Genomic DNA, 20,874 nt, shown 5'->3' with positions numbered 1-20,874 from the left:
TTAAGCAAATATGACGTTGAGGCCAACGGCCATGGCTAAACAGATGACGCCCAGAGGTACAGTTTGCTTGTACCAGGGCAGGGACTTTTCGGTGTAGTCCTCGAAGTGATCCTTCGGGGTCACGGAGGAGACGAAGCCGACGAGCTCCGAGTCGGGCTTTGGCGTGGTGAACATGGTGACAATCACGGAGACGATGATGTCGACGCTAAAGGCCACACCCGCGGCGACGAAGGCGGTGCCTTGTCCCGGCAGGTTGAAGATGGAGGCTGAGGCCTCCGTAAACGTGGCCACGTACCAGAACGCAATGGCGGAGGTAGTACCTGCCACCAGGCCAGACCAGCCGGCGTGCGGGGTCATGCGCTTCCAGAACATACCCAGGATGAAGGTTGCAAACAGCGGCGCGTTGAAGAAGCCGAACAGGGTCTGCAGGTAGTCCATGATGTTGCCGAAGTTCTGCGCCAGAAGGGCAGTGAACATGGCGATAATCGTCGCGCCGACCGTGGCTAGGCGCCCGAACTTCAGGTAATACTCGTCCGGGCGATCCTTGACCACGTAGGCCTGCCAGATGTCATAGGAGATGACGGTGTTGAAGGCGGAAATATTGGCGGCCATGCCGGCCATGAAGGAGGCCAATAGGCCTGCGATGGCAACGCCAAGTAAGCCATTAGGCAGCAGATCGCGCATGAGCAGCAGGATCGCGTCATTGGGTTCGGCGCGCTTTTCCATCAGATCCCCCACCGTGACCGAGGCCACCATGCCGGGGATGACCACGAGGAAGGGGATGAACATCTTCGGGAAAGCACCGATGATGGGGGTCCTGCGCGCCGCGGAGATGGACTCGGAGGCCATTGCGCGTTGCACCTCAACGAAGTTGGTGGTCCAGTAGCCAAAGGAGAGGACGAAGCCCAGACCCAAGACGATGCCGATGACGGACCACACCGGGTTTTCGAAGCCGGAAATATCCGTTCCGGGCCAGGTATGGAAGTGGGATTCATTCGCCACGGAGTTCTTGAGACCCTCCCAGCCGCCAACGCGGTTGAGGCCGATGATGGTCAGCGGCGCCAGCGCGGCCACGATGACGAAGAACTGAAGAACCTCGTTGTAGATGGCCGCGGAGAGACCGCCCAGCGTGATGTAGGACAAGACAATGATGCCGGCGAGCAGCAGCGCCACCCACATGGGCCAGCCCAGGAGGGCCTCCACGATGGTGGCCAGCAGGTAAAGGTTAACGCCGGCGATAAGGAGCTGCGCCACCGCGAAGGAAATCGCGTTGACCAGGTGCGCGGCGTTACCGAAGCGGCGCCGCATGAACTCCGGGACGGAACGTACCTTTGAGCCATAGTAGAAGGGCATCATGACGATACCCAGGAAAACCATGGCGGGCACGGCGCCGATCCAGAAGTAGTGCATGGTCTGGAAACCGTATTCCACGCCATTGGCGGACATGCCGATGATCTCCACGGCACCGAGGTTGGCGGAGACGAAGGCGAGGCCGGTGACCCAGGCGGGCAAACCACGCCCGGAGAGGAAGAAGTCAATGGACGAGGACACGCGGGCCTTGGCCGCCCACCCGATTCCCAGGACGAACAGGAAGTAGACGGCCACGAGGAGGTAGTCCACCCAAGTGGCGTCGAGTCTTAATACAGATTCAGCAGTATCCATGGTCAGGCTGCCTTTCTAAGAGATGGTGCGCCCTGTTTCCAGAGCACTGAGATGGATGCGATACGCAACAGGAGTCTCGGAATCGATGGTGGCAATATCAACGCCATCATGGAGAGCATTAGGCGGCGCGCTCATGGGCTCCACGGCCAGGGCGCGCCCGCGCCCTGGGTAGTCGCGGGGAGTGTAGAGCTGTACCCATTGCAGCCCCGGTCCCATTTCCAGGCGCACGCCTTGTCCGGCGCAGGTGTATTCCGCCACGAGTCCTTCGGGCCCGTGGAAGCAATCGTCCCATTCCACCTCAGCGATGGCTTGGTCCACGATGCTGCGCTTGTCGAAGGCTCCTGTAGGCAGGTTCCTTTCATTGAGAAGATGATGGCTGGTCACCGGGAGATGAAGACGGGACTCATCGGCCGGGGCGCCGCACGCCGAGAGATAGGTGTGCAGCCCGCAGGCGAAGGGCACCGGGCGAGTTTCCGGAGTGCTCGCGCTCAGGACTACCTCCAGGCCGGTGTCAGCAAGGCGATAAACCGCCTCGACCTCCACCTGCCAGGGCCAGCCGGACTGTGGCGCGATTGAGTGGCGCAGCACGACAGCCGCTGGGGCGCACTCACTGACCTCCCACTCGACTTCATTGCAGAAGCCGTGAATCGCATTATTGAGAGCCGGTTCCGTGATGGGCAACTGATAGTTAGTTCCCTGCCACGAGTATGTCCCGTCCTCTACCCGGTTGGGCCATGGTGCGAGCACCACGCCTGCACTCAAAGGCGGATAAGCGCCATCCGGATAGGTCTCGACTAGAGGCTTAGAGTCAAAGGTCAATGCTTTGATACCCCCGCCGAAGGTGGCTATGTCGGCGCGATAGCGCCCGGCGGCAATCTCGAGGACTGGGGAGGTGTTGGCCATGGGAGCTAGACCTTTCTAGCTAGAGGAAGTCCCTACCTCCTCTACCCTATGGCCGCGCTGACCAGCACGTCAATCGTTTGCGTAAATCCGCAATAATTTAGCATTAGGGCCAATCCATAAATACCGTTTTTAGCCCAATCTGGGGTCATACCCTCCACTTGCGCCACAACACCCGCAGTGCTGAGTGCGGGGTGGCGACAACCTCGCGCAGATAGTTGCTCGCCTTCAATGACCACGGAGTACGCGCGGAGTGCATCCTAACCGGGATCCCCAAATGCCAGGCCCACAGCCTAGTGCGCACAATGTGAAAGTCACTCGTAATGACGTGAAAAAGTTCAGCGCCGGGGGAAAGCCGCACAGCCCTCTCTAAGTTCTCGTTGGTGCTCGTAGCATCCAGTTCAACAACAATGCGCCGCGGATCGATGCCGTGGTCAACGAGGTAGCGTTGCATGGCTTCTGCCTCACCTTTGCCTGAAACGATGATGGGTTCGGGCAGGTGGGAGGCTAGTTCTATCGCTTTATCTAGGCGCGTCGCCAACATGGGCCCCGGCTCGCCGTCGACAACGCGGGCGCCAAGGACGAGCAGAGGTTGGGACATAGCAACGAGCATAGGCCAGCGAAATTGATGGCGAATGCCCAGGGGTTGACACCGCGCCTCAAGGCTCAGTAGTTTAAATCCCATAGAAGTTATGCAAACGTTTGCACAACGTGAGAGGTTCATCATGTCAGGAGCAACACTCAAGGACGTGGCCGCCGCCGCAGGCGTGTCCGTTTCGACGGCCTCGCGCTCGTTGGCGGATAATCCCGCCATCTCCGAGGCTACTCGGCGCCGAGTTAAAAAGGCGGCCGCCAGTCTTAATTATCACCCCAATGCGCAGGCCCGCGCACTGCGCAGCTCGCGGAGTAACGCCATCGGCCTAGTCATTCCCAGCCTGGTCAACCCCTACTTTGCAGCCATGGCAGCCGCCATCGAGGAGGCGGCGGAGGCACGCGGCTTCGCCACCATCATCACCTCCAGCGCCGAGGATGGCACCAAACTCGCCTCGGCGCTCGATGCCTTGTCCTCCCGCCAGGTCGACGGCATCGTGGCCGTCCCCATGCACGGCGCCGAGGAAGCGCTTGCCGCAACGGCCGCGCTGCGCCCCCTGCTCCTAGTTGACCGCCACTTGGGGGATCTGCCCGCGGTCGTCTCCGATCCCACCCCAGGCATCGCAGCAGCACTGGCCTTACTCAAGAGGCGCGGGCACAGCCGCATTGGCTACCTCTCGGGGCCGGACTCCACCTCCACAGGCCGCGAACGCCTAGAGGTATTCCTCCGCGAATCCTCAGGCCTCGACGTCATCGTCCACGACGGAGGCTTTCGCCGCAAAGAGGGCTACAAAGCCACCCTCGATCTTCTTGATTCCCAGGTCACGGCCATCGTTGCCGGCGACTCCATGATGACCTTCGGCGCGCTTGAAGCCTGCCACAACGCCCAGGTCGACATCGGAAAGCAACTCGCGCTCGTCGGCTTCGATGACTTTGTCTTCCTGCGCTATCAACCCTCCCCGGTCTCCGTCATCGACCAAGAGGTAGACCGCCTGGGAGTCGCGGCCGTGGACTCTTTAATCCACGCCATCGAGACCAAGACCACGCCGCGCGGTGTCGTACACCCCACGCGCTTTATCCCCCGCCCATCCACCGCCTATGGCCCCCAATCCGGCCCAGCATTGGCAGCACAGCAGTAGTACATGAGAAGTAAATCAGTAACAGGAGAACGAGCATGACCTACCCTGCGCGGCACCAGCCCGCCGCCAGTTCTTCCCATCCGCCGGTCCTCGAGCTAGTCGAGGTATCGAAGTCCTTTGGTTCCGTCGACGTCATCAAGGGCGTGACCCTGCACGTACGCCGCGGCCAGGTCCAGGCACTCTTGGGAGAAAACGGCGCCGGAAAATCCACGCTTATCAAGATGATTGCCGGAGTACACCGCCCAGATTCGGGCCGCATCGTTGTCGACGGAAACGAGGTCGACATTGCGGACACCAACGCCGCAGAAGCCCTAGGCATTGCCACCATCCACCAAGAGCTCAACCTCGTGCCCACCATGTCGGTGGCAGAAAACATCCTCTTGGGACGCACTCCCCACAAGTGGGGCTTGGTCAACCGCGCCCATCTGCGTGCCCAGGCCCAGGCGGCGCTGCACCTCATCGGGCTCGACGTCGACCTGGATACGCCCGTGGGGGAACTCGGCATCGCCAAGCAACAGCTCATCGAGATTGCCAAGGCCCTGTCGATGAACGCACGCATTCTCATCCTCGACGAACCCACCGCGGCCCTGACCGGCAAGGAGATTGACGCACTCTTCCTCATCCTCGACGAGCTCAAGGCCAAGGGCGTGGCGATGGTGTTCATCAGCCATCACCTGGAAGAGCTCGCGCGGATCGCGGACACCATCAGCGTTCTGCGTGACGGAGAATTCGTCGCCGAGGTCCCCTCCTTCACTCCCGAGGCGGAGCTCGTGCGCCTCATGGTGGGCCGCGACATCGAGGATCAATACCCGCGCCAGCGCCCGCAGCAGCCGGGCGAAGTACTCCTCGAGGTTGAAGATCTCAGCGCCGAGGGCAAGTTTTCCGGCGTGAGCTTTTCTGTCCGCTCCGGCGAGGTCGTGGGTCTAGCCGGCCTGGTAGGCGCAGGCAGGACGGAGATCATTCGCGCCATCGCGGGCGCTGATCCCTATGACTCGGGCAGCGTGCGCATCGCCGGAAACGCTGTGAAGCGCGGCGATATAGCGGCCTCTATTGCCGCCGGCGTCGGCCACATCCCCGAAGACCGCAAGTCCCAGGCCTTGGTCCTTGATGCCAGCGTCTCCGACAACCTCGGATTTGCCACCTTGTCCGCCACCTCAAAGCTGGGGCTGGCTGACCTGCGCGGCCAAAAGCAGCGCGCAGGCACCGTCGCCGAGAAACTCCGCATCCGCATGGCCGGCCTTGAGCAACCCATCCGCAACCTCTCGGGCGGCAACCAGCAGAAGGCCGTCTTTGGCCGCTGGGTACTTGCCGGTTCCTCCGTGTTGCTTCTCGACGAACCGACCCGCGGCGTCGATGTCGGCGCCAAGGTAGAGATCTACAACATCATCAACGATGTCACCTCCCGGGGCGGGGCCGTGCTCATGGTCTCCTCCGACCTGCCAGAAGTCCTGGGGATGTCTGACCGCGTCCTTGTCATGTCTGGCGGTGTCCTGGCAGGCGAGCTCTCCCCCGAATCCTCCCAAGACGAGGTGATGGCCCTAGCCGTCTCCAACGTCTCCAACGTCATTACCGAAGCCGATGTCGATCCGGCTGCAGCAAGCTGAAGGAATCAGAAACCATGACTCAGACCCGCACGAAGAACCAGGTCCTCAATTGGGCGATGAATAACGGCGCCCTCGTCGGCCTCATCGCACTGTGCATCGCGCTCTTTATAGCCACGCCCTACTTTCTCACCGTTGCCAACCTGCTCAACATCGGCATTCAGGCCGCTACGGTAGCCATTCTGGCCTTCGGCATGACCTTCGTCATCGTCACCGCCGGCATCGACCTTTCGGTCGGCTCGGTCGCAGCCTTAGGCGCAATGGTCTCGGCCTATATGTTCGCCGAGGCCGGCCTGCCCGGCTGGCTCACCCTCCTCATCGGCCATTGCGCCGCAGCCAAGGCCGATGAGGAGGCCGAACGCAACGTTCCAGTAGAGGTGGTCACCGTGACCGCAGAAAACGTAGAGGACTTCCAATGAGCAAGCTCACCGTAGTCGGCTCCATTAACGCCGATCTGATCATCCGCGCCGAGCGCCATCCGCTGCCTGGTGAAACACTCGTCGGCATTGGCGGAGAGATTCTCGCCGGCGGCAAGGGCGCAAATCAGGCGGTGGCCGCCGCCCAACTAGGTGCACATGTCGCCTTTGTCGGCGCGGTAGGCCGCGATGCCTACGCCGTGCCCGCCATGGCCTACATGGAGACTTCCGGCATCGATGTCTCCGCCGTGGCCACGGCTGACACCAACACCGGCTTGGCCGTCATCACCGTCGCCGCCGACGGCGAGAACACCATCGTCATCTCGCCCGGCGCGAATGCGCTTGTCGACGACGCCTTCGTCACCGCCCGCGCCTCCACCATCGCCGACGCCGACATCGTCTTGCTACAGGGCGAGATTCCCTCCTCCGGCTTCGCTGCCGCCGTCGCCGCGACCACCGGGCGAGCCATCATCAACCTGGCTCCTGTGGTCGAGGTGAATCCCGCCGCTTTACTGCGCGCGGATCCCCTCCTGGCCAACGAGCATGAGGCCGGCCTTATCCTGGCTCAGCTGGGCCAGAAGGTCGATGCTGCTGCCAGCCCGCGGGAGCTTGCGAAAGGACTGCTCGGGGCAGGTTTTCGCTCTGTGGTTCTCACCTTGGGCTCCGCCGGCGCGCTCGTGGCTACTGCGGATGCCGTGACGGAAATCCCCACCCCTCGTATCGAGGCCGTCGATACCACCGGCGCTGGCGACGCCTTTGCAGGAGCGTTGTGCGTGCGACTGCTGGAGGGAGAAAACCTGGAGGACGCCGCGCGCTTTGCAGCACGGGTGGGGGCCTTTGCCGCCACCGGCGCAGGCGCTCAGCCCTCCTATCCCACTACTACATCCGCCCTACCCGAGGTCTAAAACCGTGCTCAAGTCCGGATTGTTCAATCCCGCTCTGGCCAGCGCCGTGGCCCGGCTCGGCCACACCGATTCCTTCGCCATCGCCGATTGCGGGCTGCCCATCCCCCATGGGACCACCATCATCGACCTAGCCTTGGTATTCGGCATCCCCAGCTTCGAGGACACCCTTGCAGCACTTCTGGAGTCAGTGGTGGTCGAGGGTGCAACCATCGCCACCGAGACCCCCGCGTCCATCCGCGCGGCATTGCCCACGGTTCCGATCAAGGAAGTTACTCACGCACAGCTCAAAGCCGCGCTAAGTGAGGTCGCCTTCGTCGTCCGCACCGGCTCCACCACGCCCTATGCCAACGTAATCCTGCGCAGCGGCGTGGCCTTCTAGGCCTCTAGCCCTCCATGAGGCGGCGACGCAGGTTGGCGTCCTTCTCCTCCACCTCAGCGGCCATGCGCTGCTGATAGGCGGACATCTTCTCCACCAGCTGCGGGTTGCCCGCCCCCAAGATGCGCACTGCCAGCAGACCGGCATTCTTGGCACCTCCGATGGATACAGTGGCCACGGGAACGCCGCCTGGCATCTGCACGATGGACAGGAGCGAATCCAGACCATCAAGATCCTTGAGCGCACGCGGAATGCCAATTACCGGCAAGGGGGTGGCCGCAGCCACCATGCCAGGCAGGTGCGCAGCTCCGCCAGCACACGCAATGATTGCCTGCAAGCCACGAGTATGTGCCTGCTTGGCATAGGCCAGCATCTTCTCTGGGGTGCGGTGTGCACTTAAGACGCCCACCTCGAAAGGCACCCCGAACTCAGCGAGCACCTCTGCTGCTGGTTCTACGGTGGGCCAATCAGAATCTGAGCCCATGATGAGGCCGACGAGTGGTTGCATTGCAGTACTCCTTAATTCAACAGATCAACAATTAAATCTACGTAGATAGATCCTCTTAGTCAGTGTCCAGTTAGACAGTGTCCGGCCACTGCGCATGCACTAGGAAGTGCGCCGCCGCCTGCGCCTGCTCCCGCGTGGCCTGCACGTCGGTGCCGCATAGATTAACGTGACCAATCTTGCGACCGGGGCGGTGCGCTTTGCCATAGAGGTGAATCTTGACAGCCGGATAACGCTCCATGACCTCACGTACTCGCTCGCGCATGGGCATCTGCGGATCCTCCGGGGCTCCCAGCACATTGGCCATGACAGTAATCGCTGCGGTTTCTTCCGTTGCTCCCAGCGGCAAATCCAGTACCGCACGAAGGTGCTGCTCGAATTGGGAGGTCACAGAACCATCCTGCGTCCAGTGCCCGGTGTTATGCGGGCGCATTGCTAGCTCATTGACCGCGATGTCTTCCACACCGTTTTCTCCGGTGAAGGCGAAGAGCTCCACGGCAAGCACGCCGGTAACGCCTAGAGACTGCGCAATTTCCACCCCCAGGTCGCGGGCACGCTTTTCCAGCTGCGGGGAGAGGTCCGGTGCAGGGGCCATGGCCTCGGCACAGATGCCGTTGCGCTGGACCGATTGCGTGATCGGCCATTCCTTGGTCTCCCCGGAAGGGCGCCGTGCCACGAGGATGGAGAGCTCGCGGGTGAGCGCCACCTTCTTCTCCGCCATCAAAGGAGTGTCTTTCTTTAGCAGTTGGGTGGTCAGCGCCACCAGCTCAGCCTCGGATCCTGGGAACCATACGCCCTTGCCGTCATAGCCATCACGGCGGGCTTTCAAGCACACGTGCCCACCCGTCTGCGCCCAGAAATGCGCGGCCTCCTCAGCCGAATTGATGGCCTGGAAAGCAGGAATAGGCGCACCCAGCTCTTGCAGGCGCTGACGCATGATGAGCTTGTCTTGGGCGTTGATCAACGCCGCAGGTTGGGGCTGCACATTAAATCCTGCGGCGATGAGCGCCCGCAAATACTCATTGGGCACATGCTCGTGTTCAAAGGTCACGGCATCGGAGCCTTTGGCGGCCCCGCGCAGGGTGGCGTAATCGTGGTAGTCACCGATGATGGCATCGGGGATAACCTGGGCTGCAGAAGAGTCCGAACGCGATGCCAAGATCCGCAGGTGGATGTCGAGCTCTGCGGCGGCGGGCTGCATCATTCGAGCAAGTTGGCCATCGCCGAAGACGGTAACGTTTAGCTTTGCTTGTTCACTCACTCGCCCAATACTAGCCTTAGGACTATGATCGCTCGGCATACCATCTTCCAAAACTCTTTGATGACCGCACTGCTCGACGGAATCTACGACGGCGAAATGTCCGTGGGAGAACTACTCGGCAAGGGCAACTTCGGCATTGGCACCTTCGATGCTCTCGACGGAGAGATGATCATCGTTGACGGAGTCTGCTACCAGCTGCGCGGGGATGGCTCCGCGCAGGTAGCCGATCTCTCCCAGCGCTCGCCCTACGCGGTGGTGACAAACTTCGTGCCTCGTATCACGGTCGATGCCCCTCCCGGGATGCACCGCAGCGATCTCTCCGATCTCATCGATGAAGTCCTGCCCTCCGCCAACTACATGTACGCCGTGCGCATGGTGGGAACATTCAGCTCGGTTACTACCCGTACGGTGGTCAAACAACCCAAGCCCTATCCTCCCATGGCGCAGGCCGTAGGAAGCGATGCAGAGCTGCACTTCAGTAACGTCGAGGGCGTCATTGGCGGATTCCGCACGCCAGTCTTCGAGAAAGGAATCTCGGTCCCGGGCTGCCACGTGCATTTTATCGACGCCGATCACAAATACGGCGGTCACCTGCTCGATTACACCGTAGACAAGGCCACCATCGAAATGTGCCCAGGCACCGACTTGGAGCTGCGCCTACCCCTCACCCGGGAGTTTGAGAGCGCGAATCTTGCCCCAGAAGACCTCGACCACCAGCTCCACACCACGGAGATCAAAGGCCGCGACTGAAAGCCCTCGGCTTAGTACCCGGCCAGAGCAGGCTAGTACCAGGGCTTCTCGTTGAGCAGGGCCTCTACTTTCTTAGCCTTGGGCACATCAGAAAAGTAGAGTGGCCGCTCGAATCCATGGATGGCCAGTGAAATGCCGCCACGCCGGCGGCGGGCTCCGCTTATATCGCGCAGCGGAATCGAATCAATCTTCTTGCCTTGACGGGCGATAACTCGCTGGTTGGTAACAATGAATCGGCGCCGCCGCGCCTTAAACAGCGGCACTCCGAAACGCCAAGCCGCCAAGATCGCCCACACCCCGACGAGCGCATTACGCAGCGCCAAATCGACGCCTTGGGTGTCACACCAGCCAATCGCTATCCAAGCTAGGCCGGTGACCAAAATGAGCTCCAAGAATGGGAAGATCAGCGCGCGAAATGGCGTGGTCATATCCGCGCGGATGACCTCGCCTTGTCCCATCTTCATCATTCCCATAGGTGGGAATCCTACCCGCTAGTCTTGGACACTCCACATGCACGAAGCGGGGACCGCACGACCGCACCGCTTGCTTGAGGCTTTGGGCTTTAAGAAGACGTCGGGCGCAGGTGGGTGACGTCACCGGCCGAGTAGTACTGCCCGCCAACGTTGATGCGGCCATCATCGGCGACGCCTTCCACAAGGCCGATAACATTTCCAGCCGGCGCCTCGAGGCGGACTTCCTGGCCAATGGAAGAGCACACCGCGCGGTAGTCCTCCAAGAGCTGGGGGTCCTGCTTGTCCCACTGATCAATGCGCCGACGCAGATTCTTGAGCACCTTGATTGCCAGCTCAGTGCGGTCAGTGTCCATACCCTCGATGGCAAGCGAGGTGGCCCTCTCAATGGGCAGCTGCTCCCGTGTCAGTGTGACGTTGAGGCCAACGCCCAAGACAACGCGCGCCGAAGGGGCATCCGCTGCGGCCGTCTTCGGCGCAATCTCAGCCTTATTAATCTCAGCCTTGCTGACCTCAGCCTTATTAATCTCAGCCTTATTGACTTCGGTCTTGGTCAGCTCGGTCTTGGGCAGGGACTTAAAGGCGGCACCGACGGGGCCGGCCTCGGCGAGGATGCCGCAAAGCTTCTTTCCATCAATCTGCACGTCATTGGGCCACTTGAGTACTGTGCGCTCGATTGAGTCTGTAACGGCGAGACCGACTGCTAGGGGCAGGGTCCCCAAATGCTCGAGGGTATGTGGGAGCAAAAGGGTGGAGAAGATGAGCTGGGTACCAGCTGGCGAGACCCACGTCCGCCCCAGTCTTCCCTTGCCCGCTACCTGCTCATCAGTGAGCAACACGGTGCGGTCAACCACGTCATCCGCCTGCATGAGGTCAGTATTAGTGGAGGTAGTTTGCTCCACGTAGTCGATCTCGGCATAGTCATCGCTCAACGCGGCACGAATCTTGTCTAGGTTTAAGGCAGTCATAGAAGAGATGATACCTGTGCGGAGGGCCTCAACCGTAGGAAGTGCGCAGCACCTCGCCCCAAAGATGGTGAGCCCGAGCACTGTGCAGTGCTAATGTAACGTCCATGTCAAAGGTCACTTTTGAGAAGGTCAGTATCACCTACCCCGGGGCGGCATCTCCCACGGTGGCAGAGCTCGACCTCACCATCTCCGACGGAGAGTTCCTCGTCCTCGTTGGACCCTCCGGGTGCGGAAAGTCCACCACGTTGCGCTCCCTGGCAGGGCTGGAGCCCGTCTCCAGCGGCCGGATCCTCATCGATGATGAAGACGTGACCAACCTGGAGCCTGGTGAGCGAGACATCGCCATGGTCTTCCAGAACTACGCGCTATATCCGCACCTCACGGTGGCAGAGAATATGGGTTTTGCCCTACGCCTAGCACGCTTGCCCAAGGCAGAGATCAAGGCCAAGGTGGCAGAGGCCGCCGAGACGCTCGGACTGAGCGAGCTCCTTGACCGCAAGCCAAAGGATCTCTCCGGTGGTCAGCGCCAGCGCGTGGCCATGGGTCGCGCCATTGTGCGCCAGCCCAAGGTCTTCCTCATGGATGAGCCGCTGTCCAACCTCGATGCCAAGCTGCGCGTACAAACGCGTTCGGAACTAGCCAGCTTGCAGCAAAGACTCGGCACCACCACCGTCTATGTCACCCACGACCAGGTCGAGGCAATGACCATGGGAGATCGCGTCGCCGTACTCAAGGACGGCATTCTGCAGCAGGTCGCCCCGCCACGGGAACTCTACGATCGCCCCGCCAACGAATTTGTTGCAGGCTTCATCGGCTCCCCCTCGATGAATATCTTTGACTTCGCCGGCCACAGGCTAGGCGTTCGGCCTGAAAACATTCGCCTAAGCGCTGAGCACGGTGAACTCACTGGCGTCGTCGACATCGTCGAAGAACTAGGGGCGGAATCCTATGTGTACGTCACCGTTGGCTCCCAGCGCTTCGTTGCTCGTGCGGAAGCAGGGGTCATCCCTGCGCGCGGCGAGGAGGTAGGGCTGGACTTCGATCCGGAACAAGCCCACCGCTTCGATACCGAAACTGGAGTGCGCCTCTCCGCCTAGACGGGGGTGATTGAAGTCACCCCTACGCGCTATTATTCCCAAAACCACTCTTATATCGCCGTCCGCATCATACTTTTGTATAAGCCAAAAGTTTTCCGAAAGGTGAATCCCCATGAAGATCTCCCGACTCCGTGCCGTGAAACGCGGCGCAATCGTTAGCACCGCAGCACTTGCTCTCGTCCTTGCTGGCTGCTCCTCCTCCGAGGACTCCGGCTCGTCTAATGGCGCCGCCACCGAGGGCACCGACGCACGCGGCCCCATCAGCTTCGCAATGGGCAAGAACGATACCGATAAGCTTCAGCCCATCATCGAGAAGTGGAACGCAGAACACCCCGATGAGGAAGTAACGCTCAAGGAACTGGCCGGTGAGGCCGACGCACAGCGTGAGACCCTCGTGCAGTCCCTCCAGGCAGGCAACTCGGATTATGACGTCATGGCACTCGACGTGGTCTGGACCGCAGACTTCGCTGCCAACCAGTGGCTCGCCCCGCTCACCGATGACCTCAAGGTAGACACCGCAGAACTGCTACCTGCCACCGTGGAATCTGCCACCTATAACGACACGCTCTATGCGCTGCCGCAAAACACCAATGGTCAGCTGCTTTTCCGCAACACCGACCTCGCCAAGGAGCAGCCGACCAAGTTCGATGACATCAAGTCCGCTTGTGAGGGACTCTCCGGTGACCAAGGCTGCCTGACCACTCAGCTCAAGCAGTACGAGGGCCTGACGGTCAACACCATTGGCTTCATCGAAGGCTGGGGTGGCTCGGTCCTCGATGACCAGGGCGCCGTCACGGTTGATTCCCCTGAAGCCAAGGCCGGCATGCAGGCCATGGTTGATGCCTACGCCGATGGCGTCATCACCAAGGCTTCCACCGCAGCCACCGAGGAAGAGACCAACCTGGCCTTTACCGAGGGCAAGTCGGCATTCGCCATCAACTGGCCGTATATGTACACCAACGCCGAGGACGCCGGCGTGAAGTTCGAGGTCTCCCCGCTCGTGGGCAAGGATGATGTCGGAGTGTCCACCTTGGGTGGCTACAACAACGGCATCAACATCAATTCCAAGCACAAGGCCACCGCGCTGGACTTCATGAAGTTCATCATCAACGAGGACAACCAGAAGTCCTTCGCTGAGGCCTCCTTCCCGCCGGTTCTCTCCTCCATCTATGACGATCCCGCACTCGTGGAGCAGTTCCCGTACCTGCCTGCGCTGAAGGAATCCCTGGAGAATGCTGCACCACGTCCGGTTTCCCCGTTCTACAGCGCCATCTCCAAGGCCGTGCAGGATAACGCTTACGCAGCACTGACCGCTGGCAAGTCCGTCGATGACGCGGCTTCAGACATGAAGGCTGCCATCGAGGCCGCCTCACAGGGCTAAGGTTAAAGCACCCTGCCCCTCTTAGAGGTCGCACCTTCTAGATCTCACTTTCTAGGTCGTACCTTCTAAGCCTCACCGCCACCGCGGTGAGGCGGGCAAGAAACAAGCGGGCAGGTCTTCGGACTTGCCCGCTTCTAGGCTTTATTCCGCTTCTTCCTTCTCACCCAGAAGTCTCCGTAAAGAAAGGCGCAGCAGCGTGGCACTAAAATCACCCAATGCCAGCAAGCGCAAACAGCACCTGCAGATTGGCGCCCTCGTTGCGCCAGCGCTCGTCGTGCTGGCCATCGTCATTGGCTACCCCATCGTGCGAGCAATCGCGCTGTCCTTCCAAGCCAACCGGCACCTCGATCCCAGCACCGGGGTATTCGTGGACGGCGGCTTCGCAGGGCTGGAGAACTACCTCTACTGGATCAACAATCGCTGCATGTCCGCCACGGGTGTGGTCTCCCAATGCCCGCCCGGGGTTATCGCCACGGACTTCTGGCCCGCAGTTCAGATCACCCTCTTTTTCACGGTGGTCACGGTGAGCCTAGAAATCATCTTGGGCATGTTCATGGCACTCATCATGAACGGCAGCTATAGGGGCCGCGGCTTGGTGCGAGCCGCTGTGCTTATCCCGTGGGCAATCCCCACCGCCGTTACCGCCAAGCTCTGGCAGTTCATGTTCGCCCCCGACGGTATCGTCAACTCCCTGCTCGGCACGGACATCGCGTGGACCACGGATCCCGCATTTGCCCGCCTAGCGGTCATTGTTGCTGATGTCTGGAAGACCTCGCCTTTTATGGCGCTGCTCATTCTGGCCGGTCTGCAGATGATTCCGCGGGATGTCTATGATGCCGCCCGCGTTGACGGTGCCACGCGCTTGCAGCTCTTTTTCACCATCACGCTCCCCCTAGTGCGCCCCGCACTAATGGTGGCCATTTTGTTCCGCACGCTCGACGCCCTGCGCATGTATGACCTGCCGGTCATCATGATTTCCTCTTCCTCCAACTCCCCTACCGCCACTATCTCCCAGCTGGTGGTTGAGGATATGCGCCAAGGAAACTTCAATTCGGCCTCCGCACTATCCACCCTGATTTTCCTTCTCATCTTCTTCGTCGCCTTCATCTTGGTGCGCCTCCTGGGCGCTGATGTCTCCGGCAAGGAACGTCGCCGCATTCAGAAAGGGGCAGCACAGTGAAAAAGTTCGGACACTACGCCGGCATCCTTTTCATCATGTTCTGGGGCCTAGCGCCCTTCTATTGGATGGTGGTCACCGCCTTCCGCAATAAGGCCCATACCTTCGATACCACCCCCTGGCCCACCCACCTCACGCTGCAGAACTTCCGCGACGCGCTGGCCACAGACAAGGGCAATAACTTCCTAGCGGCGATGGGCAACTCCGTGTTCATCTCACTTGCCACCACCCTCATCGCCGTTCTCGTTGGAGTGTTTACCGCCTACGCGCTCGCGCGCTATGAATTCCCCGGCAAGGGCATCATCACCGGCATCATCTTGGCTGCTTCGATGTTCCCTGCGATCGCGCTGGTGACTCCGCTCTTCCAGCTCTTTGGCAACCTTGAGTGGATCGGCACCTACCGCGCCATGATTATTCCCAACATCTCCTTCGCGCTGCCGCTTACGGTCTATACCTTGCTCAGCTTCTTCCGCCAGCTGCCGTGGGAATTAGAGGAGGCCGCGCGTGTCGACGGCGCCTCACGCAGCCAGGCATTCCGCCTCATTCTCCTGCCTTTGGCTGCACCGGCGCTGTTTACCACCGCCATCATCGCTTTCATCACGACCTGGAATGAGTTCATGCTCGCGCGGCAGCTTTCAACCACCGGCACCGAGCCGGTCACCGTGGCAATCGCGCGCTTCTCAGGCCCCTCGGCTTTTGAGTATCCCTACGCGGCCACGATGGCAGCCGGGGCACTCGTCACCATTCCGCTCATCATCATGGTGCTTATTTTCCAGCACCGCATCGTCGCTGGCCTAACCGCAGGAGGTGTCAAGGCCTAATGTCTATTTCCCGCTCCCTTTCCATGATCGTTCCCATTGTCGTAGGCACCGCGTTGGTGACCGGTTGCTCGCCCGCCAATGAGAATCCCTCTCCCAATCCCCCGGAAACGAGTACTGCTATCTCCCAGCCTGCCGACTCACAGCCTCCTACCTCCCAGCCGGCTATTTCCCCCGTCATCGCCCCAGTCACGGTTCCGGTCTCCGAGCTGGCCGGCTCCCAGCAAAACCTCGTCGAAAGCCAGGTGCTCAACATCGTGGTGCCGGCGGCGGATCTCGACGCCTACAGCCCCGAGAGCACACCGGACTTCCTCGCCTTCCGCCAAGGCTACGATGACGGCAGCGCCCGCTTTAATCCCGGCTTTAGCGCCACCGCCCCCGGCCAAGGCGAGGTAACACTCGAAGGCCCCCAGACCATCACCTTCACGGTGACCGTGGAGCAGTAATGCGTCAGTCCTTGTTGTGGGACACCGCCATTGGTTTCGCCGGCTTCTTCGCCGTTCTTGCCCTCATCCAAGCCATCCTCAACCTCTTTGCACCGGCGCCGGCCCTGTGGCCAGGACTGCTCGCCGGAGCGCTGTGCCTTATGGTCTATGGGTTGGTCAGGGCCAAGTCGAAGGCACTGCACGAGGCTGAGAAGTAGCTATCAACAAAACACCGCAGGATTCCCCCTCCGCAGCACGGGTTCTCCGGTACTTTTGTTTCCATGTCCGGTAGCTTCTGGTTTCGCAATGCAATCTTTTACCAAGCCCTCGTAGGTTCTTTCAAGGACACCACGGGTAGTGGTGTCGGTACCCTGCGCGGGGTCATCGACAAGCTGGACTACCTCAAGTGGCTGGGCGTGGATTGTCTGTGGCTATCGCCCTTCTACGCCTCACCCATGCGCGACGACGGCTACGACATCGCCGATTATTACTCCATCCACCCGGACTATGGCACGATGGCGGACTTCGAGGAGCTCGTTGCAGAGCTCAAGAAGCGCGATATGCGCATCATGACTGATCTGGCACTCAACCACACCTCCATAGAACATGAGTGGTTCCAGCAATCGCGCCTGGATCCCAACGGTCCTTATGGCGACTACTACGTGTGGGGCGATGATGCACAGCGCTATCCGGAAATCCGCATCATCTTCACCGACGCGGAGGACTCGAATTGGCAGTGGGATGAGACCCGTGGCCAGTACTACTTCCACCGCTTTTATTCGCACCAACCGGACTTGAACTATGACAATCCATTGGTGCACGAGGAAGTATTCAATATCCTGTCCTTCTGGATGGACAAGGGGCTAGACGGCTTCCGCCTCGACGCCATTCCTTATCTCTACGAGCGTGATGGGGTCGGAGGCGAATCCCTCCCAGAGACTATCGAGTTCATTGAGAAGATCCGTCGTTTCCTTGATGAGAACTATCCCGACGCCATCATGCTGGCGGAGGCGAACCAACCCCCCTCCGAAACCATGGAGTTCTTTGGTAAGGGCGACCGCTTTCACATGGTCTTTAACTTCCCGCTGATGCCGCGTCTCTTTCAGGCCTTCGCGCTGGGGGACGCCTCCCCTATCTACAACATCATGGCGGCTATGCCGACCCTTCCGGAGAACTGCCAATGGGGCACCTTCGTGCGCAACCACGACGAGCTCACCCTCGAGATGGTCGATGAGGGAAACCGTTCGCTCCTCTATTCCGCCTACCTGCCCGATGACAGCATGCGCGCCCACGTCGGCATCGCCAGGCGCTTGGCGCCACTCATGGGACAGGATCGGCGCAAGATCGAGTTAATGTACTCGCTTCTTCTCACCATGCCAGGCTCGCCCTTCCTGTACTACGGCGATGAGATAGGCATGCTCGATGACACCTCCCTTCCTGACCGCGATGCCGTACGCACCCCCATGCAATGGGAGCCGGGCCCGGGTGCCGGCTTCACCACCTCCTCCCATCCGCGCCGCCCCATCGTCGGAGGCAAGGGCATTTCAGTGGCGGAGCAGGTAGATGACCCGGAATCGCTGCTTAACGTTGTGCGCACGATGGTCCAAGAACGCAAGGCGCATCCGGAGTTGGGCACCGCACCCTTCGAAGCGGTGGAAAGCGGGCACATCGGAGTACTCGCCTTCGAGCGTGGCGGTTTGTTGTGCCTGCATAACTTCTGCGATGAAACGGTGGACCTCGGCATGGTCGAGCTGGGTCCTTATGGCTATGCCTGGATCCCCGTCGAGGCGGCGGAAGATTAGCGGAGCGTGGCGTCTCACGCACGCTTTTCGACGCCCATATAAGTGAACTTTGGTTGAACTTCAGCCATCGTGTGCCATAATTGCCTCCCCGTCTAAGAAGGCTGGGACGCCGCTAACGGCCATACTGTCAAACATAATGGTCCATATTCCCTGCGTGCGGCCCACGCGGCATAGCCTCGCCGCGAAAGCGTTGATTATACAGAGCATCAACGCAGGTCTAGCCTAATCCTCGTCAGCTTCTTCCCTGCTTGGGTGGCATCTTCCATACCGCTCCGGCCCTAGAGGCATGACTGCGGCGGGGACGCCTCGTCTCCCCTATTTCCAGTTTTGTCTGTTCAAGGCTCTTTTACTTCTCCTCCGAAAGGGGTCGCTATTGTGACAGCGACACTCATCATCCTGGCCATTGTCATCGTCACTGCTCTCGCATTCGACTTCACCAACGGCTTCCATGACACCGCGAACGCCATGGCAACCTCCATCGCCACCGGTGCGCTCAAGCCCTTTACCGCCGTAGCCATCTCCGCTGCTCTTAACCTGGTCGGCGCATTCCTTTCGGTCCACGTTGCTGCAACAGTGGCCAAGGGAATAGTTAACCTCGATTCCTACGACATCAGCACCGCCGGTGGTTCCGTGCCTGTCGACGGCGAAGCGCTGCTCATGGTTGTCTTCACCGGCCTTATCGGCGGCATCTTCTGGAACCTCTTCACCTGGCTGCTGGGCATGCCTTCCTCTTCTTCCCACGCCCTTTTCGGCGGCCTCATCGGCGCTGCTTTTGCAGCCATGGGAACGGCAGGCGTGGCCTGGTCCTCGATTGCGGGAAAGATCATCATTCCTGCCTTGGTTTCGCCCTTTATTGCCGCCTTTGTCTCGGCCTGCGGCACCTTCATGGTCTATTGGATCACCAACACGATCCCGCACCGCGTCAAGAACGAGCACTTCCGCCACGGTCAGATTGTCACCGCCTGCCTGGTGTCTTTGGCACACGGTGCCGGCGACGCCCAGAAGACGATGGGCGTCATCTTCCTGGCACTTGTTGCTGCGGGTGAGGCCAACCCCGACGCCCGCCTGCCCACCTGGGTGATCTTCGGCTGCGCCATCGCCATTGCGGCCGGCACTCTCTCCGGAGGATGGCGCGTTATTCGCACCCTAGGCAAGGGCCTCGTGGAGATCGAATCCCCCCAGGGCATGGCCGCCGAGGCATCCTCGGCCGCGATCATCTTGACCTCCGCCGCCGGCGGTATGGCGCTGTCCACCACGCACGTATCCACCGGTTCCATCCTGGGCACCGGCATTGGACGCAAGGGTGCGCAGGTGCGCTGGGGCGTCGCCATGCGCATGGCCGCGGCCTGGCTCATCACCTTGCCTTGTGCCGCCATCGTCGGATTCCTCAGCTGGTGGATCGCCAACGGGGTGTCCTCCTTCAGCTCGACAGTGGTGGGCGCCATCGTGGACTTCATCCTCCTTATCGCCATGGCCACCGTCATCGTCATCCGCTCGCACATGAACCCGGTCGACGCCTCCAACGTCAACGATGACTGGGATTCCAACGCAGAGACCGTCGATTCCTCTATCACCGTCGAGCAGGCCGCAGCTTCCACCACCCTTCAGCCCGTTGCCGTCGGAGTCACAGAACCTGCCCCCGCGGCAGAAAAGTAGGCACACAATTATGTCCCCAGCAGAAATCTTTGAAGCAATTATCCGCGTGGCCGGCCTAGCACTGGCCTTCGGGGCCGGTATCCCCATTTTGTTTGCGCTCGGTATGCGCTGCATGACGGGTGACCCCGTTCGCAATAGCGAGGGAGTTATCGTCGGTGATACCGCGGCCTCCCCGCAGATGAAGGTCCTTGGCTGGTCGGTCTACGGCATCCTTGCCCTGGTCATTGTCGTGGCCATCTTGTGGATAGCCAAAGACTCCCTCAATCACTACTTCGGGTTAAGTCTCTTCTCCTAACCCCGCCCAAGGTGAACAAAAGGTAAACAAATAGTTAAATCAGTATTGACACCCTAATAGGACGGGCGTACTTTAAGAGTCAGAAGAAGTCAATGCCCCTCGGCAAAACCCGCCGAGCGGCAACGTCCTTCCCCACTAACCGAAAAGAGGTGAGAGAACATGAATTCACTCAAAGGACTTCTCAATTCAGTCTCCGCCGTATTTAAAAGCGCCACCGGAACCGGGTTAGATACCCTTGCATCCACTCCCGTGGAGGCTCGAGTGACCGAGAAACTCGTTGAGGATGACCTCATCCCAGCGACACGCAACGACGTCATCGAAGCCTTCAAGGCTACCGAGGGACGCAGCCCCTCCTCCACCGAGCTGCCGGCGGTCGAGCTTTTCCTGCTCGACTTTGGCTGGCTCGACTAGCAAGAAAGCGCGCCCGCACCGCATCTACCAAGTCAGCCTCAGGCTGGGGACATTTTGTCCCCCGCCCTGAAGCACTAGGACGATGCGATTCGGGCGCTTTTTCTTTGTCCGCTTTCTTTGCCGGCTCGGCCTTCCCACCATTTACCTTCGTCCTGAGCAGCCAGATTTCCCGCGGCTGGCGGGCCAGCTACCAGCATAAACTACTTTTGTGAGTGAAATCACCGGCGTGGCAAGGTGTAAAACCGGCGCAAAATTGCCTAAACTCTCC

General features: G+C 60.4%; 22 protein-coding genes and 1 pseudogene. 16 read left to right on the top strand and 7 right to left on the bottom strand.

Annotated elements, in window-relative coordinates; all coding sequences use genetic code 11:
- The 3 genes from F4V60_RS02990 to F4V60_RS02980 form a co-directional block, all read right to left on the bottom strand.
- Entirely contained in the window at positions 1 to 1,662 is a 1,662-nt protein-coding gene (locus F4V60_RS02990) for a sodium:solute symporter family protein (RefSeq protein ID WP_075729270.1), read from the bottom strand.
- A gap of 15 nt (positions 1,663 to 1,677) precedes the next feature.
- Positions 1,678 to 2,565, bottom strand: coding sequence for an aldose 1-epimerase family protein (locus F4V60_RS02985; protein ID WP_075729269.1), 888 nt, complete (start codon positions 2,563 to 2,565; stop codon positions 1,678 to 1,680).
- Between the two features lie 145 nt (positions 2,566 to 2,710).
- Positions 2,711 to 3,163: a YdcF family protein gene (locus tag F4V60_RS02980; protein ID WP_141255973.1), complete on the bottom strand. Its 453-nt coding sequence runs from the start codon at positions 3,161 to 3,163 to the stop codon at positions 2,711 to 2,713.
- A gap of 124 nt (positions 3,164 to 3,287) precedes the next feature.
- On the opposite strand from F4V60_RS02980, the gene F4V60_RS02975 reads away from it, so the two are divergent.
- The 5 genes and pseudogenes from F4V60_RS02975 to rbsD all read left to right on the top strand — a co-directional run bounded on the left by F4V60_RS02975 (position 3,288) and on the right by rbsD (position 7,593).
- Positions 3,288 to 4,292, top strand: a complete 1,005-nt coding sequence (locus F4V60_RS02975) for a LacI family DNA-binding transcriptional regulator (RefSeq protein WP_075731004.1) — start codon at positions 3,288 to 3,290, stop codon at positions 4,290 to 4,292.
- Between the two features lie 35 nt (positions 4,293 to 4,327).
- On the top strand, positions 4,328 to 5,896 hold the full coding sequence (locus F4V60_RS02970; RefSeq protein ID WP_075729267.1) for a sugar ABC transporter ATP-binding protein: 1,569 nt from the start codon (positions 4,328 to 4,330) through the stop codon (positions 5,894 to 5,896).
- A 14-nt stretch (positions 5,897 to 5,910) separates the two neighbouring features.
- Positions 5,911 to 6,237 (top strand): annotated as a pseudogene (locus tag F4V60_RS02965) (ABC transporter permease); the annotation flags it as partial.
- Positions 6,238 to 6,308: 71 nt separating this feature from the next.
- Positions 6,309 to 7,214: a ribokinase gene (locus F4V60_RS02960; protein WP_075729266.1), complete on the top strand. Its 906-nt coding sequence runs from the start codon at positions 6,309 to 6,311 to the stop codon at positions 7,212 to 7,214.
- Between the two features lie 4 nt (positions 7,215 to 7,218).
- Positions 7,219 to 7,593 (top strand): D-ribose pyranase, encoded by a 375-nt coding sequence (gene rbsD / locus F4V60_RS02955; protein ID WP_075729265.1) that lies wholly within the window; start codon positions 7,219 to 7,221, stop codon positions 7,591 to 7,593.
- 4 nt (positions 7,594 to 7,597) lie between these two features.
- On the opposite strand, the gene purE is transcribed toward rbsD, so the two are convergent.
- Complete coding sequence (gene purE / locus F4V60_RS02950; protein WP_075729264.1) at positions 7,598 to 8,098, bottom strand: 5-(carboxyamino)imidazole ribonucleotide mutase; 501 nt, start codon at positions 8,096 to 8,098, stop codon at positions 7,598 to 7,600.
- 70 nt (positions 8,099 to 8,168) lie between these two features.
- Entirely contained in the window at positions 8,169 to 9,395 is a 1,227-nt protein-coding gene (locus tag F4V60_RS02945; protein WP_084559122.1) for a 5-(carboxyamino)imidazole ribonucleotide synthase, read from the bottom strand.
- On the opposite strand from F4V60_RS02945, the gene budA reads away from it, so the two are divergent.
- Entirely contained in the window at positions 9,381 to 10,106 is a 726-nt protein-coding gene (gene budA, locus F4V60_RS02940) for an acetolactate decarboxylase (RefSeq protein ID WP_075729262.1), read from the top strand. The genes F4V60_RS02945 and budA overlap by 15 nt on opposite strands.
- Before the next feature lie 32 nt (positions 10,107 to 10,138).
- Here budA and F4V60_RS02935 read toward each other — a convergent pair whose 3' ends face one another.
- Complete coding sequence (locus F4V60_RS02935; protein WP_075729261.1) at positions 10,139 to 10,579, bottom strand: YdbT family protein; 441 nt, start codon at positions 10,577 to 10,579, stop codon at positions 10,139 to 10,141.
- An 89-nt stretch (positions 10,580 to 10,668) separates the two neighbouring features.
- Positions 10,669 to 11,544, bottom strand: coding sequence for a biotin--[acetyl-CoA-carboxylase] ligase (locus F4V60_RS02930; RefSeq protein ID WP_075729260.1), 876 nt, complete (start codon positions 11,542 to 11,544; stop codon positions 10,669 to 10,671).
- A 104-nt stretch (positions 11,545 to 11,648) separates the two neighbouring features.
- On the opposite strand from F4V60_RS02930, the gene F4V60_RS02925 reads away from it, so the two are divergent.
- From F4V60_RS02925 to F4V60_RS02880, 10 genes are all read left to right on the top strand, one after another.
- Positions 11,649 to 12,641 (top strand): ABC transporter ATP-binding protein, encoded by a 993-nt coding sequence (locus F4V60_RS02925; RefSeq protein WP_075729259.1) that lies wholly within the window; start codon positions 11,649 to 11,651, stop codon positions 12,639 to 12,641.
- A gap of 112 nt (positions 12,642 to 12,753) precedes the next feature.
- Positions 12,754 to 14,022 (top strand): ABC transporter substrate-binding protein, encoded by a 1,269-nt coding sequence (locus F4V60_RS02920; RefSeq protein ID WP_075729258.1) that lies wholly within the window; start codon positions 12,754 to 12,756, stop codon positions 14,020 to 14,022.
- Between the two features lie 196 nt (positions 14,023 to 14,218).
- Positions 14,219 to 15,202: a carbohydrate ABC transporter permease gene (locus tag F4V60_RS02915; protein ID WP_075729257.1), complete on the top strand. Its 984-nt coding sequence runs from the start codon at positions 14,219 to 14,221 to the stop codon at positions 15,200 to 15,202.
- Positions 15,199 to 16,020 carry a carbohydrate ABC transporter permease gene (locus tag F4V60_RS02910; RefSeq protein WP_075729256.1) on the top strand — a complete coding sequence of 274 codons (822 nt, stop codon included), beginning with the start codon at positions 15,199 to 15,201 and terminating at the stop codon, positions 16,018 to 16,020. The genes F4V60_RS02915 and F4V60_RS02910 overlap by 4 nt, the downstream gene beginning before the upstream one ends.
- The gene (locus F4V60_RS02905) at positions 16,020 to 16,463 is read left to right on the top strand and encodes a hypothetical protein (protein ID WP_075729255.1); all 444 of its coding nucleotides are present in this window, start codon (positions 16,020 to 16,022) and stop codon (positions 16,461 to 16,463) included. Before F4V60_RS02910 ends, F4V60_RS02905 begins: the two co-directional genes overlap by 1 nt.
- Positions 16,463 to 16,660 carry a hypothetical protein gene (locus F4V60_RS02900; protein WP_075729254.1) on the top strand — a complete coding sequence of 66 codons (198 nt, stop codon included), beginning with the start codon at positions 16,463 to 16,465 and terminating at the stop codon, positions 16,658 to 16,660. Before F4V60_RS02905 ends, F4V60_RS02900 begins: the two co-directional genes overlap by 1 nt.
- A gap of 63 nt (positions 16,661 to 16,723) precedes the next feature.
- A complete protein-coding gene (locus tag F4V60_RS02895) occupies positions 16,724 to 18,244 on the top strand; it encodes an alpha-amylase family protein (RefSeq protein ID WP_075729253.1) in 1,521 nt (506 codons plus the stop codon).
- 375 nt (positions 18,245 to 18,619) lie between these two features.
- Positions 18,620 to 19,900, top strand: a complete 1,281-nt coding sequence (locus F4V60_RS02890; protein ID WP_075729252.1) for an inorganic phosphate transporter — start codon at positions 18,620 to 18,622, stop codon at positions 19,898 to 19,900.
- Positions 19,901 to 19,910: 10 nt separating this feature from the next.
- Entirely contained in the window at positions 19,911 to 20,195 is a 285-nt protein-coding gene (locus tag F4V60_RS02885) for a hypothetical protein (RefSeq protein ID WP_075729251.1), read from the top strand.
- A gap of 159 nt (positions 20,196 to 20,354) precedes the next feature.
- Positions 20,355 to 20,606 (top strand): hypothetical protein, encoded by a 252-nt coding sequence (locus F4V60_RS02880; protein WP_075729250.1) that lies wholly within the window; start codon positions 20,355 to 20,357, stop codon positions 20,604 to 20,606.
- Positions 20,607 to 20,874 lie beyond the last annotated feature (268 nt).

The sequence above is a fragment of the Corynebacterium flavescens genome (assembly GCF_008693105.1).
GTDB classification, from domain to species: Bacteria; Actinomycetota; Actinomycetes; order Mycobacteriales; family Mycobacteriaceae; genus Corynebacterium; species Corynebacterium flavescens.
The sequence above is the reverse complement of the archived record's forward strand: the minus strand, read 5'-3'. Positions and strand labels throughout refer to the sequence as shown.